Here is a 15,044-nt window from a genome sequence, read left to right as displayed (position 1 = left end):
TTTCAAAGACTTAGCTTGCCTTCGCCAGCGTCACAGGCTCTGCCAATTGCGTGGCGCCGGGGATGAACACGGTAAAGGTCGTCCCCTGACCGAGCGTGCTTTTGACCGTGATGTCGCCACCATGTGCAAGGGCCAGTTTCTTGCAGATCGCGAGCCCCAGCCCGGTGCCGCCCTCGGCGCGGTCGTCGGCATCTTCGATCTGGGTGAAAGCCTCGAAAATGCGGTCCAGATCCTGCGCGGCGATGCCAACGCCATTGTCTTCGACCTCGAAAACAAACCCGCCCGCGTGCAGGCCCGCACGCAGATAGATGTCCCGCGCCTTGGAGAATTTCAGCGCATTGCCGACGATATGGCCCAGCAGTTGCAGGCTGCGGCGGCGGTCGGCGGTGACGGTCAGCGGTGGGGTGTCGATATGCAGCGTGGCCGTCTTATCATGCGCGGCGCCGTGGTGCTCTTCGACCACTTCCTCCAAAAGCGCGCGGGTGTCGAAGGCGGTTTTGTCCAGCGCGAGGTCGTTTAACTCCATATTCGTATAGTCGAGGATGTCGTTGATAATGGTCAACAATTGCCCGCCCGCGAATTTGATGCGCTGGCCGTAGAGTTCCGCCTGATCGCCCATCTTGGTGAAATGCTCGGACTCCGGTTTTTCATCCGGGCCCAGCTTGGCGAGGTTGTGGCGTTTGAGTTCCGACAGGAAGCTGGCGTAGCCGATCACGATGGTCAGCGGGGTGCGCAATTCGTGGCTCAGCACGCTCATGAATTCCGATTTCGCCCGGCTGGCGCTTTCGGCGGCATCGCGGGCCTTTCGCAGTTCCTGGACGCTTTCGTTGCGGGTGCGGTTTTCGACAACATAGCTAAAGAGCGCGGCTAGGGCGATGATGGCGGCGGTGCCGGCGACGATCAGCGCGATTAATTTGTACTCGACAGGGTTGGCATAGAGCGGCTGCGCGGCCAGCGGGGTGACCTGAAAAGCGGCCATGCCGGTGAAATGGAGCAGGATGATCGCCAGCGCCAAAAGCGCGGTCATCCACAGCACGCTGCCCTTGCCCCCACGGCCCGCCGCGCCAAGCGCGAGGGTCGCAAGGACAACCGCGATGATGACGGAGGCGGTCAGATAGCCCATGTCCCACTGGATCGCGCCCTGCACGCGATAGGCCACCATGCCGGTATAATGCATGGCCGAAATCGCCAGCCCAAAGATCGTCCCGCCCAGAACCGTGGCCCGGCGGGATTTCAGCAGCCCGGCGATGACGACGCCCAAGATCGAGCCGACGATGGCGATGATCAGCGACAGGAAGGTGAGCGAGAAATGGAACGTCGCCGGCGCGTCGAGCTGATAGGCAAGGATCGCGATGAAATGGGTGCACCAGATCGTCACCCCCGCTGTCATCGCGGTCAGATAGCACCAGATCAACGCTTGGCGACGCGGCTGTTCAAGCACATGCCGATAGAGCCGTGCCACCACCCAGCTGCCGAAGATACAAAGAAGTGCTGCAAGCAGCACGAGCCCGAGGTCGTGATCGTGATGAATTGTATGGGCGACCCGGAACATCTTTATCCTATCTGATATTAACACTTGGTTAATTGCTGTCGGAATAGGGCGAAAATAAGTCTCCCGCAAGTTCACACTGTGCCTACATTTTTTAACTCCGTGGTAAGACCTTGCCGCTAATCCTCCCCCAAGGTCGGCAGTGGGGCGGGATGAGGCAGAGGCGGCAGATGGCAGGGTCAGGGAAAGGAGGGCGATCGTTTAACCTCTTACGGCGTATGGTTTTTTGCTTGCGGAGCTATGTTGCTCGGATGCTGGGCTCCGCTGTGCGGTGCGGCGCGTCGGGGCCCAACGGGCCGCGTAAGAGGGTGAGCATGTCAGACGGAGATACCGCTGCTGGGGAGGACAGCCTTACCTCAGGGCAACTCCCGCTCATCTCCATCGTTTTCGCGGCAGAGCGGCGCATGTTTAGGCAGAACCTTGATGGCCGACCCAAAGCGGGGCTTCGCGGGGCGCTTATGCCCTCTCTTGGCCCCGCGGGCGGGAAGGGGGCGGCGGGCAATCGCCTCCTATCCCCGGTCAAGGCCGATATGGCCGAAATCGACGTGGTCTTCACTCCCGATGGGCGCGTTTGCCATGCCAATGAGGCGGCCTGCGGTGTCACCTATGGGCTGGGGGATTGTCTGATCGGGCAACATATCAGCGATCTGTTCGGGCCGCGGCTTTGCGATGGGGCTGAGATCGGCACGCTTTGGGCGCAGGCGCTTGAGGGGCTGGCGCCGCAGGGCGGCTTTCAAATGCACCCGGGGGAGGAGACGGCCCGCATTGTCCACGGATGGCTCACGGCGGAGCGGGATCCCGAAGGGCGGGGGCATGGCCTCCGGTTTCGGGGTGTCGAAGCGGCGGCGAATGGCGTGGGGCCAGTGCGCGCGGTCTCAGGCGGAAAGCGCGCGCGGCGCGGTTAGCCGAGCGCCTTCGCCGTAGAACGAAACAGCGGCGCATAACCCGCGCCGCTGTTCCTAGATTTCTGAGCAGTCGCGCTTACCGGCGAAACGTTCGGCCCAGCTTTCCCGGTCCTCATCGCTGATCTTGGCAAAAAGCACCTCGGGCACTTCAAACCCGTGGCCGGGGGCAAGCTTGCCCAAGGCCGCGGGCACATCGTCGGGCCAGGGCATGTCTTCGACCTTCATCGCCGCCAGCATCGAGGCCGAGGCCGTGGGGATGAAGGGTGCGGAAAGCACGGCGTAGAGCGGGATCAGGTTCAGCGCCAGCCGTACCTGCGCCGCCGCGCGGTCGGGGTCAGTCTTGAAGGTGGTCCAAGGCGCTTGGGCTTGCAGATATTCGTTGCCCGCCGCCCAGATGCCACGCAGTTCGGCGGCGGATTTGCGGACCTCCATCGCCTCCATCAGCGTCTCGTAACGGGCGACGCGGGCGGTGATGTCTTCGATCAGCGTATGTTCCGACTCGCCGTATTCACCGGCCTCGGGCACCGCTTCGCCGAATTTGGAGCGGCAGAACTTGGTGATCCGGCTGACGAAATTGCCCAGCACGTCGGCCAAGTCTTTGTTCACCGAGGCTTGGAAGTTTTCCCAAGTGAATTCAGCATCCGAGGTCTCGGGCGCATGGCTCAAGAGCCACCAGCGCCAGTAATCCGCCGGCAGGATTTCCAGCGCCTGATCCATGAAGACGCCGCGCCCGCGCGAGGTGGAGAACTGACCGCCGTCATAATTGAGGTAATTGAAGGACTTGATGTAATCCACCAGCTTCCATGGCTCGCCCGAGCCCTTGATCGTGGCGGGGAAGCTGAGCGTGTGGAAGGGGACATTGTCCTTGCCCATGAACTGGGTGTAGCGCACGTCTTCGGCGCCCTTGTCGGTGCGCCACCAGCTTTCCCAATCGGTGCCTTTGCCCGCATCGACCCATTCCTGCGCGCAGGCGATGTATTCGATGGGCGCGTCGAACCAGACGTAGAAGACCTTGCCCTCCATGCCCGGCCAGTCCTGATCGCCGCGTTTCACCGGCACGCCCCAGCTGAGGTCGCGGGTGATGCCACGGTCTTGCAGCCCGTCGCCGTCATGCAGCCATTTCTTGGCGATGGAGGTGGTCAGCACGGGCCAGTCGGTCTTGCTGTCGATCCAAGCGTCCAACTCGTCCTTGAGTTGGCTTTGCTTGAGGAACAGGTGTTTCGTCTCGCGCATCTCCAGATCAGTAGCGCCCGAGATGGTCGAGCGCGGGTTGATCAGATCCTCGGGGTCAAGTTGCTTGGTGCAATTGTCGCATTGATCGCCGCGCGCATCCTCGAAACCGCAGTTGGGGCAGGTGCCCTCGACATAGCGGTCGGGCAGGAAGCGCCCGTCGGTCGGCGAATAAATCTGCCGTTGGGAGACCTCTTCGATCAGCCCCTGATCCGCCAAGGCACCGGCAAAATGCTGCGTGAGCTTGCGATTCTGCGGGCTGGACGAGCGACCAAAGTGATCGAAGGAGAGGCCAAAGCCTTCGGCGATGCGGGCCTGTGTTTCATACATCTCGGCGCAATATTCATCGACCGGCTTGCCCGCTTTCGCTGCGGCAAGCTCGGCGGGGGTGCCGTGCTCGTCCGTGGCGCAGAGGAACAGAACATCCTGCCCCCGGCCACGCTGATAGCGCGCGTAGAGGTCCGCAGGCAGCTGGCTGCCCACGAGGTTACCCAGATGTTTGATCCCGTTGATATAGGGGATGGCGGAGGTGATGAGGTGGCGTGTCATATAAATATTCCCGTGCTTGGCGCAGCCTTATCGCAAGGGCTGCGCCAGTTCCAGCAAAAGACGGGACCGCTCAGTCGCGGTCCCGCGCGCGGCCCAAGAGCCGCCCGATGAGAAAGCTGGTCCGTGGCGCGTAGACGTAGGGCGTCCGCTCGGCCAAGGTGGGGCGCGCACGCATCCGCGCAAGGCCAAAGACCACCAGGCCCCCATGCGCCGCCGCGATCATCGCGAAAAGCGCCGCCGCGCCGAAATTGTCGATCAGGACCGAGGCGAGATAGGGCGCGCCGATGGCGCCCAGAGCGAAAAAGAACATCAGGGCGGCGGAAAGCTCTACCCGCTCGTCGGAACTGGCAAAGTCGTGGGCATGGGCGGCAGAGACCGAATAGATCGGAAAGGTCGTGGCGCCGAAGAGCCCGGCCGAGAGCATGATCCCCGCCGTGCCATAGCCCGCGCCCATCACGGTGACCGCACAGCCGCCCATCGCGGCGACCGAGAGCCAGATCAGCACCCAGCGGCGGTCGAACTTATCGGCCAGCATCCCCATGGGATATTGCGCAAGCGCACCGCCCAGCACGAAGGCGGCAAGGAACCACGCGATCTGAGGCGCGCTGAGGCCGACTTCTTGGCCGTAGATCGGCCCGACCATCCGGAAAGACGCGCTGGAGACGGCGGCCACGATGACCCCCGCCGCCGCCAGTGGCGAGCGGTCAAAGGCGAGGCGCGGGCGCAGCCGTGGCTGGCTGGGCGTTTCGGGCGGGCGGACCTTGGTCAGCGTCAGCGGCAAGAGGGCAGCACAGCAGCCGATGGCCAGCAGGTTGTAAGAGACGTAAGACGCCGGGGCGAGCACGCCCACGATCAACTGCGCGGCGAGCGAGCCGCTCATGTCCACCACCCGGTAAACGCCCATGGTGCGCCCGCGGGTCTCATTGGTGACCTTGGCCTGCATCCATGCTTCGATCACCGTATAGCAGCCCGCCACGCACATGCCTGACGCGACACGCATCAGCCCCCATGCGTAGGGGTCCACCACCATCATATGCGCCATCAGGCCGATTGATCCGGCGGCGGTGAAGGCCGCAAAGGCGCGGCTGTGGCCGACGCTGCCCATCAACCGAGGCGCCCACCAGCAGCCGATGAAGAACCCCAGAAAATGGGCCGAGCCGAGCATACCGATTTCCTGTCGGCTGAACCCAAGCTGCGCGCCCGACAGCACGTCGATCGGCCCCACACCTCCGGTGGAGAGTTGCAGAAGGATGACCGAGAAGAACAGGGCGGCGAAGGATATGAGCAGGCGCATGGGCGCAGATTGCGTCCATTGCTGCCCAAACGGAAGGCCGAAAACTACCGGGGCTGCGCTTTTGTCGGGGTGCTAGGATCGGCGCGGGGCAATTGCCCTTGCGAAGGCCGGGCAGGCGGCTAGGTTGCGGGCAAATCACAAGCGAGGACCAAAAGATGAAGATGAAAAAGCTCGGCTCAAGCGATATCGAGGTCTCGCATTTCTGTTTGGGCTCCATGACATGGGGCACCCAGAACACCGCCGAGGAGGGCCATGCGCAGATCGACCGCGCACTGGAGGCCGGGATCAACTTCATCGACACCGCCGAGATGTACCCCGTGAACCCGATCAGCGCCGAGACGACTGGCCGGACGGAAGAGATCATCGGCCAGTGGTTCGCCCGCGACAAACGCCGGGACGAGGTGGTTTTGGCCAGCAAACATTCCGGCGAGGGGATGCCGCATGCGCGCGACGGTGCGCCGATTTCCTCGGACACGATCCCCGGCGCCATCGAAGGCTCGCTGAAGCGGTTGCAGACGGATTACATCGATCTCTACCAGTTCCACTGGCCCAACCGCGGCAGCTATATGTTCCGCAAGAACTGGCACTACGACCCATCCAGCCAGAACCGGGCCGAGACCATTGCGCATATGGAGGACACGCTCGGCGCGCTGCAACGTGAGGTCGAACGTGGGACGATCCGCGCCTTTGGCCTCAGCAACGAAAGCGCTTGGGGGTTGACCCAATGGGCTGCCGTGGCCGAACGGGTGGGCGGGCCGCGCCCGATCTCGGTGCAGAACGAATATTCGCTGATGTGCCGACTGGCCGATACCGATGTGTCCGAGACCTGCGTCAATGAACAGATCGACATGCTGGCCTTCTCTCCGCTGGCCGCGGGCTTGCTGACCGGGAAATATCAGGGCGGGAAAGTTCCTGCTGGGTCGCGCCTGTCGCTGAACGAAGACCTCGGCGGTCGGGTCACCCCCCGCGCCTTTGAAACAGTCGCGGCCTATCTTGACGTGGCCGAGAAACATGGGCTCGACCCGGTGCAGATGGCGCTGGCATGGTGTGCGACACGGCCCTTCATGGGCTCTGTCATCTTTGGCGCGACCAGCCTTGAGCAGCTTGACGTGGCGCTTGGCGGGGCGGAGCTGAGCCTTAGCGATGAGGTGATGGCCGACCTTGATGCAGCGCATAAAGCCCATCCGATGCCCTATTGATGGGCCGCCTTAGGATGCATTTGGCGCGGCGGGGGGCCATGTTGCTGCTCTTGGGCGCCCTCGCGGCCTGCAGTGGCGGCGAGGCACCGCCCGCGCAGACCGGGTTTCGCGATGCGGAGGCTTTGATCGGGGCCACCAGCCGCTATGACGCGGCGCGTTTTGGCGGCGATTGGCAGGTCCGGGCTGCATTCCCCGGTGACGCCGAGCTGCAAGCCGTGACCTTTGCGCCGGAAGGGCCGACCCTGATCGAACAGCGCCAGACCTGCGACAGCGCCGGATGCCGCAACACCCGTACCCTTTGGGCGCTAAGCGCAGAGGGGCCGGGCCGTTACGCGATGCGCGCCGCCGTCGGCGGGGCCGAGCGGCCTTTCTGGGTGCTCTGGGTCGACGAAGGCTTCCGCACGGCGGTCATCGGCAGCCCCGATGGCGGATATGGCTGGATCCTTGACCGTCAGGCGACAGGCGGGGCGGACCGGATCGCCGCAGCACAGGAGATCTTGGCCTTCAACGGCTATGACCTCGGGGCCCTAGAGATGAGACCCTAAGACACTGGCCCTGCCGCCCGCCTTCGGCCTATAGGCTGTTATGGACAGTGTTTTCGCCCCCGAGCTGTGGATCCTCGTCACCCTTGCCGCCGCCGTCTTCCAGACCGGGCGCTTCATGCTGCAAAAGCATCTGGCGACCGATACACTCTCGGCAGGCGGGGCGACCTTTTCGCGGTTTCTCTATTCCGCGCCCTTCGTGGCGCTGTTGCTGCCGCTCTATCTTGCGCTGAGCGGGCAGGGGGTGCCGCCGCTTGAGGCGGGGTTCTGGCTGTATGGGGCGATGGGCGGCACGGCGCAGATCATGGCGACGGTCTGCGTGGTGCTATTATTCAAGCAGCGCAACTTTGCTGTGGGCATCACTTTCAAGAAGACCGAGGTGATCCAGACCGTGCTGATGGGCTGGATCGTGCTAGGCGAGGGTGTTTCGGGCGCGGGCTTTGCGGCCATCGCCCTTGGCGTGCTGGGGCTGCTGTTGCTGTCCGGCGGGGCCGAGACGCGGGGGCTGCGCCTTAGCGATCTGCGCAACCGTGCGGCGGGGCTGGGGATCGCTTCGGGCTTTCTCTTCGCGATCTCGGCGGTCTGTTATCGCGGCGCTTCGCTCGCCGTGGCCTCGGGCGATCCGCTGTTGCGTGCGGGCGTGACGCTGGCGGCGGTGGTGCTGATGCAGACGCTGATCATGGCCCTTTGGCTGCGCCTGCGCGAACCGGGGCAGATGCGCCGGGTCTGGGCCGCGCGGCGGGTGGCGGTTTGGATCGGGCTGACCTCGATGGGCGGGTCGCTCTGTTGGTTCATCGCCTTCACCCTGCAAAACGCGGCCTATGTGAAAGCCTTGGGGCAGGTGGAACTGATGCTGAGCATCGCGGCCACGACCCTGTTCTTCCGCGAGCGGATTTCGCGCCGGGAGTGGGCGGGCATGGCGGTGCTGGCGGTCTCGATCTTGATGCTGGTTTTGGTGACCTAGCCCGACATCGGGCGGCCATGCAGGCGCAGGAACAGGCTTTCTTCGTCGTTGTTCTTAAAAAACGGGACCGAGGCAGGCGGGCTGGTGTCGCGCGCCCGGGCGGCGACCTCGGCCAATACGACCTCGGTGATGAAGGGCATGTCGAAAGACCGCGCCCGGCTCAGCGGCACCCATTGCAGATGTGACAGCTCATCACAGGCGGCATCGAAATCATCGGGGTCGCTGGCGATGTCGTCGGCATCCACCAGAAAGAAACGCGCGTCGAAGCGGCGCGGGCGGCCCGGCGGTGTCAGGGCGCGAAACACGAATTGCAGGGCAGAGGCATCGGGCAGGTGGCCCGTGGCGGCAAAGCTCTGCCAGTCGGACGGCACATCCCCCTTCCACGCGCCCTTGCGGCCCAGCACCAGACCGGTCTCTTCCCAAAGTTCACGAATGGCGGCGACGGCGATGGCATGGGCGAGCGATGGCTCGGCATCGTCGCAAAGCCTGCCGTGGCAAAGCGCGTTCACCGGGGCGGCAAGGGACACATCGGCATCACCCGCGTCCACCGCCCCGCCGGGAAAAACGAATTTATTCGGCATGAAGGCCGCCTTGGCCCCGCGTTGCCCCATCAGGATATGCGGGGTCTCATGGCGGTCGCGTAGCACGATCACCGTGGCGGCGTTGCGGATTTTGGTCTTGTCGATGGTCATGCGGTAGCGCTCCGGCAGTCAGGGGCCGAAGGGCAGGCCGCCTTAGTTTGACCGGCCGAAGCCGCCCATCCTTTTGGCCCATTGAAAGCCGATCATGGCCCCCTTCAGTCTGGGCAGAAGGTAAAGCGACAGCGCCGTGCAGCCAACCGCAAAAATGGTGAACAGGGTCAGAGGTTCGGGCCGCCAGACCACATAGGCGATGTGCAGCCCCGGTGCCAAAAGGTGACCGACCAGCAGAATGGTCAGATAGGCCGGGCCGTCATCGGCGCGGTGGTGGTGGAACTCCTGACGGCAAACCGCGCAGTCGTCGTTCACTTTCAGATAGCCATGCAGCAGCTCTCCGCCCCCGCAGGAGGGGCATTTGCCACGCCAACCGCGCAGCATGGCAGGCAAGCGGGGCCGCTCTTCGCTGGCATCGGTCTCTGCGGTGTCGGGGGACAATTGCTGGGTCTGTGACATGGGGGCGATCCTCTGGTTGAGGGATAGATGCAGTCTGGGGCGTGAAATGAAAAGACCGGAGGTTGCCGTTGCGGCGCCATGTCGCGCAGGGCGGGGCTTTGCCGATTTTCTCGAAAAAAGTTTGAAAACCTGCGACGGAAGTTTCTGGCTCCGCCGTTTGACCCTGTGATCGCGGCGCAAAAGCGTGAGACGATCTTTAAAAAACGAGGAGTATCAAGATGACCATTCGTACCAATATGAAGATCGCAGCCCTCAGCGGATTGTTGGCCGTGGGTGCCGTGGCCGCCACCGCCCAGCCAAACGGGCAGGACCGGTTTCAGCAGCTTGACGCAGATGGCAACGGTGCGATCACGCAGGCAGAGTTTCAGGCCCATGCCGAGGCGCGTTTTGCCAAGGTTGATGCCGATGGCGACGGTTTCGTGACCGGCGAAGAGCTGAAGGCCGCAGGCGATGCGCGCCGCGCCGATCGCGCCGCCAAGATGGTTGAGCGTTTCGACACCGACGGCAACGGCAGCCTCGACGCTTCCGAATTGGAAGCCATGGGCGATAAACACGGTGGCAAGCGCGGCGGCAAAGAGGGCGGCAAGCACGGTGATAAACACGGTGAGAAGCGCGGCGATAAAGGCGCACATATGATCGAGCGTATGGACGCCAATGACGACGGCAAACTCTCGATGGAAGAGATGACGCAGCGCCACGATCCGGCCAAGATGTTCGAACGTCTGGACAAAGACGGTAACGGCAGCGTCAGCGCCGAAGAGTTCGAAGCGGCGAAAAAAATGCATGGCAAGCGGCACCATAAGGGTGACAAAATGGACCATGACAAGCCGCAGCGCGACTAAATGAAGCCTCGGGCGCGCTTGATCATGGCGCGCCCGGACCTTAGCCATGGACGGGATGCAGGATTTGCCCAACGCGCAGCAGGATGCGGATGCCGAGTTATTGCAACGCTACGCCAATGGCGACGCGGCGGCGGCACGGTTGTTGACCGCGCGGCTGGTGCCACGCGTTCACGGCCATGCGCTGCGGGTGCTTGGCGACCGGGCCGAGGCCGAGGATGTGGCCCAAGAGGCGATGCTGCGGCTTTGGCGTCAGGCGCCGAAGTGGCGCAGGGGCGAGGCCAAGGTGACCACTTGGCTCTACCGTGTCGTGGCCAACCTCTGCACCGACCGGCTCCGCCGCCGTGGGGCGGGGGTGGCCGGGCTCGATGATGTGGCAGAACCTGCCGATCCGACCCCCGGTGCCGCGCAGCAGATGCAGCAGGCCGCCCGTGTGGACGCCCTGCAACAGGCGCTGGCCACTTTGCCCGACCGCCAGCGGCAAGCGGTGGTATTGCGCCATATCGACGGTATGGCCAACCCCGAGATCGCCGAGGTGCTGGGCATCGGGGTCGAAGCGGTGGAAAGCCTGACCGCACGGGGCAAACGGGCATTGGCCGCGCAACTGTCGGCACAACGGGACGCATTGGGGTTTGAAAATGAGTGACGTCGACGATCTGGAAGATTTCTTTGCCGCGGCCCGGGCCAATCCGCCACAGGTCTCGGCCGATTTGCAGGCGCGCGTTCTGGCCGATGCCGAAGCGCATATGCCCAAAGCGCCGCGCCAACCGTGGCATCAAGCGCTCTGGCAACTCTTGGGCGGTGCGGCGGGGCTGAGCGGTCTTGCCACTGCCGCGGCTGTCGGGGTTTGGGTCGGAGTGGCCCCGCCCGAGGGCATGCCGGATTTGGCCGGGCAGTTCGTGACCGGCACATGGGAGGCCGAGACTTTGGATATCAGCGAGGCTGAGACGGCCACCGAACTCGGCGGGTTTGGCTGGGACATGGAGGAAAGTTGAGATGACACAGGATCCCACAACACGGCGCAGGCGCCTCATGCGATTGGCGCTTGGTCTGTCGCTGGCGTTGAACGTGATGATCCTCGGCGCGCTTGGCGGGGCGATGTGGCGTCATGGCGGGCCGGGGCCGCGTGGCGCTGGCGATTTGCCGGGGCTGCGCAGCTATGCCTCGCCCTACGTACAGACACTGCCGCCCGAGACGCGGCACGAACTGCACAGCAAAATGCGCGCCAGCGGCAAGGCGCATCACCTCGACCGGGAAGCGCGGCGCGCGCTTTACGACGAAATGCTTGCCGCGCTTCGGGCCGAGCCGTTTCAGGCGGATGTGGCCGCCGCGGTGCTCGCCGCCCAAGGGGAGGCTGCCGCGGGTGTTCAGCAGGTCGCCCATGACGCTTGGTTGGCCGAGGTCAGCGCGATGGATGCCGCCGCCCGTCAAGACTATGCCGACAAGCTGCAACAGCGGCTGGAAGCGGGGCCGCCCCGCAAAAAAGGCAAACGCGACGGCAGACCCGAACGGTGAGCGGGCCGGTACCCGGTCTTGCCCTTTGCCGGTCGGCGGGCTAGGCCGAGGGCGAATGACCCCGGCAGGGGGCGGCGTTAACCGGCCCCTTGCCCCTTAGAAAGCCCGGCCCATGACCGACACCTCTCAGACGATGCACAGCGGCGCGGAAACCGTTCTGGCCACGGCCAAGGCGTCACCCGCGCGGCGTGCGGTGGGGCTCTTGTCACTGGCGGGGCTGGGGTTGCTGCTGATCTATTCCGCGCTGACCCGCTCGCCTGATCCGGTCTGGCAGAGCGTACTGGTGCTGGTGGGACTTGGCTTTATCGCGATTGCCGAGGTGATGCGCCGCGCCACCGCCAGCGCGGTGGAACTGACCGAAGAGGCGCTGCGCGATGCCGATGGCCGGGTGATCGTCCGCATGGACGAGATCGCGCGCATCGATCAGGGCGCTTTCGCGGTCAAACCCTCGAACGGTTTCCTGCTCAAGACCAAACGCCGCGTGGCGCGGGGCTGGCGCTTGGGCCTGTGGTGGAGCCTTGGCCGCCGGATCGGCGTGGGCGGCATGACCCCGGCCAATGAAACCAAGCTCATCGCCGAGATCATCCGCGCCAAACTGGCCGAGCGTGAGACCGCTTAACCGTCCGACCAGACCGTGCGTGGCGCATAGCGCGGGCGGGTGAAGACGAAGTTGTGAATGTCGCGCCGCTCCAACCCGGTTTTGAACAGCGGCTCGAAGTCACGCCAAGTCTCAACCAACGTGACGCGTTCGTTATTGGGCATAACGGGCAGCTTGTCATGCCAATCGCGCACATCGTCGCTGGTCAAAGGCTCAACCGTGCCGCGAACCTGCGACCAATCGGCCTGATAGCGGTTGTTTTCCGCGTCATACCAAAGCGAGCTGACCCGTATCGCGGTTTGCCCGGTGCCCCGGGTGAGATACTCGAACAGTTCTTGCATCCCGCGCAGATAGTCCGCGTCAATCGCCTGCGTCTCGCGCGAGATGGCATCGCCCACGGTATAGGCCGCCGTCTGGTTGAGGTTGTACATCCGGAAGGTGTCAAAGGTCGAATACATGGCCAGATAGGCCCAGAACATCAGCGGCAACATGATCACCGTCTCGACGGCGATGGAGCCGTCTTCGCGCCCTTTGAACCGGGCCAGCAGACTGCGGAGAGCGCGCATCAGTTCGGCTCCTGTACGAAGGCCGCGCTTGAGACCATGGAAACACGGCCTGCGCCGTCCTTCTCAAGGGCATAGCCAAGGCCGGTAGTCGGAAAGAAGGGCTCAAACCGTGCGCAGGCGCGCAGCAGCATCAACTGATGCTCGACCCCAAGGGTCCAGCCGCGCACCGGTCTGGGGTCTTCGGAAGTGTCGACGCAATCGGGCGACTGGTCGAAGCTGGCGAAATTGCGTGGGTCCACGCGGATCATCTCAAGGCGCAGCGTCTCTTCGCAGTCATCCAAAAAGATCGCGGCCTCGCAGATTTTGTCCTTGATGGTCTGATGCGTCATCGGGGTATTGGTGTTCAGCCGGATGTAGCGCACTGTCATGTCGAGACCCCGGTCAAGGAACATGTGGCGGATGGCGTAAAAGCTCATCTCGACGGACATGAGCAGGCAGCCGAACAGCAGTGGCGACAGGATGGCGAATTCCATCAGCATGGCCGAGCCATCTTCATCGCCGCGAAACCGGCGCCATGCCTTGATGCAGCGCTGTATCATTGCGTCAGCCTCAACTGGTTGATCTGGCGGGCGATGGCCTCGAACGCGCTGACGATTTCCACCCCTTCGACGCGGAAGAAATGGCTGTCGGAGGAGGCGCAGTTCTTCATCACCGATGCGCCATGGTCGGTCACTTCAAAGCCGATCGACCAGATTACGATGCCCTTGGCCTTGGCCGCGTCGCAGATGTTGTCGAGCAGGGCGTCGGCCTGCGATGCGCTGTATTTCGTCCAGTACCAGCGGTGACGCTCGCTTGAACGGACATTGCGGTTCAGCCACCAGTAGAAGGGGTAATCGCTCCAATGGCGGTAGTGGTCCCGGTTGGCGTAGACTTGGCGGTTGATCCGGCGGGTGGTCACGTTCACCCCGTCAGTCATCAGGATCACCGTTTTCAGCGTGTCGATATCGCCGTAATCAGCCGGGCGGCCTTGGAAGGCCGCATCGCCGCCGATGGCTTGATTGATCGCGCGGAAGGACGGGTCGAGCAGCGCTACGCCCCATTTCATTCCCAGATGAATGGCGGTGTTCGCACGGGGCTGGAAATTGGAAATCCGGGCTTTCAGCGCAGTGGCGTTCTGCGAATAGGGCGCGACTTCTTCGTAATCCTGCTTCGGGCAGCCGGGGTTGTAGATGTTGTCATAACGGCCGGTGTTGTCGCGGTGATAGCCGTTCCAGCTATAGCCCGCCTCGAAGTGCTGCATATGCTCATAGCTGCGGGTCTGGCTGATGGCGGTGAGGTCAAACTCGCTGTCGTCGAAATCAACGCAATGGGAGAAGGAATGCAGCTGGGTGACGTTCAACTCATCCATGATGTCCTTCCCGACGTTGACCTGCGCGGTATAGGGCACGACGGAGATCGAGATCAGGTCCGCGTTCTCGGGCTTCAGCACGGTGTCGATGAAGGCGTCGCTCGCGTCATGGAGGTTGGCCATCTTGCCATTCTCCCGCATGGAGCCCGAGATATCGAGCACCATAGAAATCTCGACCTTGTTCACCTTTTCCTCCGCCGTAGATTTGGCAGGGACATGCAGCCGGTCTTGGCCGAATTTACTCATGAACATCGTGTTGAGCGTGCGCGAGGCATCGACGGTGACACGGCGGTAGTTCAACCCTTCGTCGACCGTCACGCTGGACACATATTCGGCCAGCCCTGCCTTGTCGAAATAATCGCGGGCGACAGCTTCGGGGCTGAGCGTCTGGTCGAGATCGGCTGCCGCCAGCACGGCGCGGTCGGCCACGGCCTGCACCCTTGCGCGTTCGCGCTCATGGCGCATCAGGTCCACGCCGATGCCGCCCATGAGGATCATCAACAGGATCATCATGATGGCGAACAGCGTGACCAACCCGTCTTCCTCGCGCGCGAAACGCTGGAGAAACGCGGGCAGGGGCCGCAGGGAGCTGTCTGATCTGTGAGATGTATCGCGCATCTTCATGAACCTCTTTTCCAGTGGCGTCCTGCGGGCACCAAAGGGAATGGGCGGCATTTGCCTTGTTTCTGTTGTGCTGCGGGAAAGTGTCCAGAGTTTGGCGCATCTGGGGCAATAGGCGGCGCTTGGGGCCGGTTTTTATGGCCTTTTCGGGTGATTTCCACCCAGCGGGGAGGG

General features: G+C 63.5%; 17 protein-coding genes. 9 read left to right on the top strand and 8 right to left on the bottom strand.

All coding sequences use genetic code 11. The features are described 5' to 3' along the window. Window positions 1–10 precede the first annotated feature (10 nt). Entirely contained in the window at window positions 11–1,552 is a 1,542-nt protein-coding gene (locus ACGYK9_RS15975) for an MHYT domain-containing protein (RefSeq protein WP_394412969.1), read from the bottom strand. A 311-nt stretch (window positions 1,553–1,863) separates the two neighbouring features. Between ACGYK9_RS15975 and ACGYK9_RS15970 the strand changes: the two genes are divergently transcribed. Further along, the gene (locus ACGYK9_RS15970) at window positions 1,864–2,454 is read left to right on the top strand and encodes a PAS domain-containing protein (protein WP_394412966.1); all 591 of its coding nucleotides are present in this window, start codon (window positions 1,864–1,866) and stop codon (window positions 2,452–2,454) included. 54 nt (window positions 2,455–2,508) lie between these two features. Here ACGYK9_RS15970 and metG read toward each other — a convergent pair whose 3' ends face one another. Both metG and ACGYK9_RS15960 read right to left on the bottom strand, forming a co-directional pair. Beyond that, complete coding sequence (gene metG, locus ACGYK9_RS15965; protein WP_394412963.1) at window positions 2,509–4,233, bottom strand: methionine--tRNA ligase; 1,725 nt, start codon at window positions 4,231–4,233, stop codon at window positions 2,509–2,511. Between the two features lie 70 nt (window positions 4,234–4,303). Then, window positions 4,304–5,527: an MFS transporter gene (locus ACGYK9_RS15960; protein ID WP_067267478.1), complete on the bottom strand. Its 1,224-nt coding sequence runs from the start codon at window positions 5,525–5,527 to the stop codon at window positions 4,304–4,306. Window positions 5,528–5,682: 155 nt separating this feature from the next. Between ACGYK9_RS15960 and ACGYK9_RS15955 the strand changes: the two genes are divergently transcribed. The 3 genes from ACGYK9_RS15955 to ACGYK9_RS15945 are packed head-to-tail and all read left to right on the top strand — an operon-like array spanning window position 5,683 to window position 8,232. Next, the gene (locus ACGYK9_RS15955) at window positions 5,683–6,726 is read left to right on the top strand and encodes an aldo/keto reductase (RefSeq protein ID WP_394412959.1); all 1,044 of its coding nucleotides are present in this window, start codon (window positions 5,683–5,685) and stop codon (window positions 6,724–6,726) included. Window positions 6,727–6,764: 38 nt separating this feature from the next. Continuing rightward, complete coding sequence (locus ACGYK9_RS15950; protein WP_394412956.1) at window positions 6,765–7,271, top strand: lipocalin family protein; 507 nt, start codon at window positions 6,765–6,767, stop codon at window positions 7,269–7,271. Between the two features lie 40 nt (window positions 7,272–7,311). Beyond that, window positions 7,312–8,232, top strand: a complete 921-nt coding sequence (locus ACGYK9_RS15945) for an EamA family transporter (protein ID WP_394412953.1) — start codon at window positions 7,312–7,314, stop codon at window positions 8,230–8,232. Here the strand turns inward: ACGYK9_RS15945 and ACGYK9_RS15940 are convergent. Beyond that, window positions 8,229–8,924: a DNA mismatch repair protein MutT gene (locus ACGYK9_RS15940; RefSeq protein ID WP_394412950.1), complete on the bottom strand. Its 696-nt coding sequence runs from the start codon at window positions 8,922–8,924 to the stop codon at window positions 8,229–8,231. The genes ACGYK9_RS15945 and ACGYK9_RS15940 overlap by 4 nt on opposite strands. Before the next feature lie 42 nt (window positions 8,925–8,966). Further along, window positions 8,967–9,383: a DUF983 domain-containing protein gene (locus ACGYK9_RS15935; protein ID WP_247744700.1), complete on the bottom strand. Its 417-nt coding sequence runs from the start codon at window positions 9,381–9,383 to the stop codon at window positions 8,967–8,969. A gap of 218 nt (window positions 9,384–9,601) precedes the next feature. Here ACGYK9_RS15935 and ACGYK9_RS15930 point away from each other — a divergent pair, with 218 nt between their 5' ends. The 5 genes from ACGYK9_RS15930 to ACGYK9_RS15910 all read left to right on the top strand — a co-directional run bounded on the left by ACGYK9_RS15930 (window position 9,602) and on the right by ACGYK9_RS15910 (window position 12,356). Then, window positions 9,602–10,225: a calcium sensor EFh gene (locus ACGYK9_RS15930; RefSeq protein WP_394412947.1), complete on the top strand. Its 624-nt coding sequence runs from the start codon at window positions 9,602–9,604 to the stop codon at window positions 10,223–10,225. Between the two features lie 46 nt (window positions 10,226–10,271). After that, window positions 10,272–10,868: an RNA polymerase sigma factor gene (locus ACGYK9_RS15925; RefSeq protein ID WP_394412945.1), complete on the top strand. Its 597-nt coding sequence runs from the start codon at window positions 10,272–10,274 to the stop codon at window positions 10,866–10,868. Beyond that, window positions 10,861–11,217: a hypothetical protein gene (locus ACGYK9_RS15920; RefSeq protein WP_394412942.1), complete on the top strand. Its 357-nt coding sequence runs from the start codon at window positions 10,861–10,863 to the stop codon at window positions 11,215–11,217. The genes ACGYK9_RS15925 and ACGYK9_RS15920 overlap by 8 nt, the downstream gene beginning before the upstream one ends. A gap of 1 nt (window position 11,218) precedes the next feature. Next, window positions 11,219–11,737 (top strand): periplasmic heavy metal sensor, encoded by a 519-nt coding sequence (locus ACGYK9_RS15915; RefSeq protein ID WP_394422595.1) that lies wholly within the window; start codon window positions 11,219–11,221, stop codon window positions 11,735–11,737. A gap of 112 nt (window positions 11,738–11,849) precedes the next feature. Further along, window positions 11,850–12,356, top strand: a complete 507-nt coding sequence (locus ACGYK9_RS15910) for a hypothetical protein (protein WP_394412936.1) — start codon at window positions 11,850–11,852, stop codon at window positions 12,354–12,356. On the opposite strand, the gene ACGYK9_RS15905 is transcribed toward ACGYK9_RS15910, so the two are convergent. Genes ACGYK9_RS15905 through ACGYK9_RS15895 form a run of 3 tightly spaced genes read right to left on the bottom strand, consistent with a single transcriptional unit; the run spans window position 12,353 to window position 14,867 of the window. Next, on the bottom strand, window positions 12,353–12,901 hold the full coding sequence (locus ACGYK9_RS15905; RefSeq protein ID WP_394412933.1) for a TadE/TadG family type IV pilus assembly protein: 549 nt from the start codon (window positions 12,899–12,901) through the stop codon (window positions 12,353–12,355). The genes ACGYK9_RS15910 and ACGYK9_RS15905 overlap by 4 nt on opposite strands. Then, the gene (locus tag ACGYK9_RS15900) at window positions 12,901–13,440 is read right to left on the bottom strand and encodes a TadE/TadG family type IV pilus assembly protein (protein ID WP_168612391.1); all 540 of its coding nucleotides are present in this window, start codon (window positions 13,438–13,440) and stop codon (window positions 12,901–12,903) included. The genes ACGYK9_RS15905 and ACGYK9_RS15900 overlap by 1 nt, the downstream gene beginning before the upstream one ends. Next, complete coding sequence (locus tag ACGYK9_RS15895) at window positions 13,437–14,867, bottom strand: pilus assembly protein TadG-related protein (protein ID WP_394412930.1); 1,431 nt, start codon at window positions 14,865–14,867, stop codon at window positions 13,437–13,439. Before ACGYK9_RS15895 ends, ACGYK9_RS15900 begins: the two co-directional genes overlap by 4 nt. Between the last annotated feature and the right edge of the window lie 177 nt (window positions 14,868–15,044).

The organism is Sulfitobacter sp. 1A15258 (assembly GCF_043557045.1).
GTDB classification, from domain to species: Bacteria; Pseudomonadota; Alphaproteobacteria; order Rhodobacterales; family Rhodobacteraceae; genus Sulfitobacter; species Sulfitobacter faviae.
Note: the sequence above shows the minus strand (reverse complement) of the source record. Positions and strands in the feature narration are given on the sequence as shown.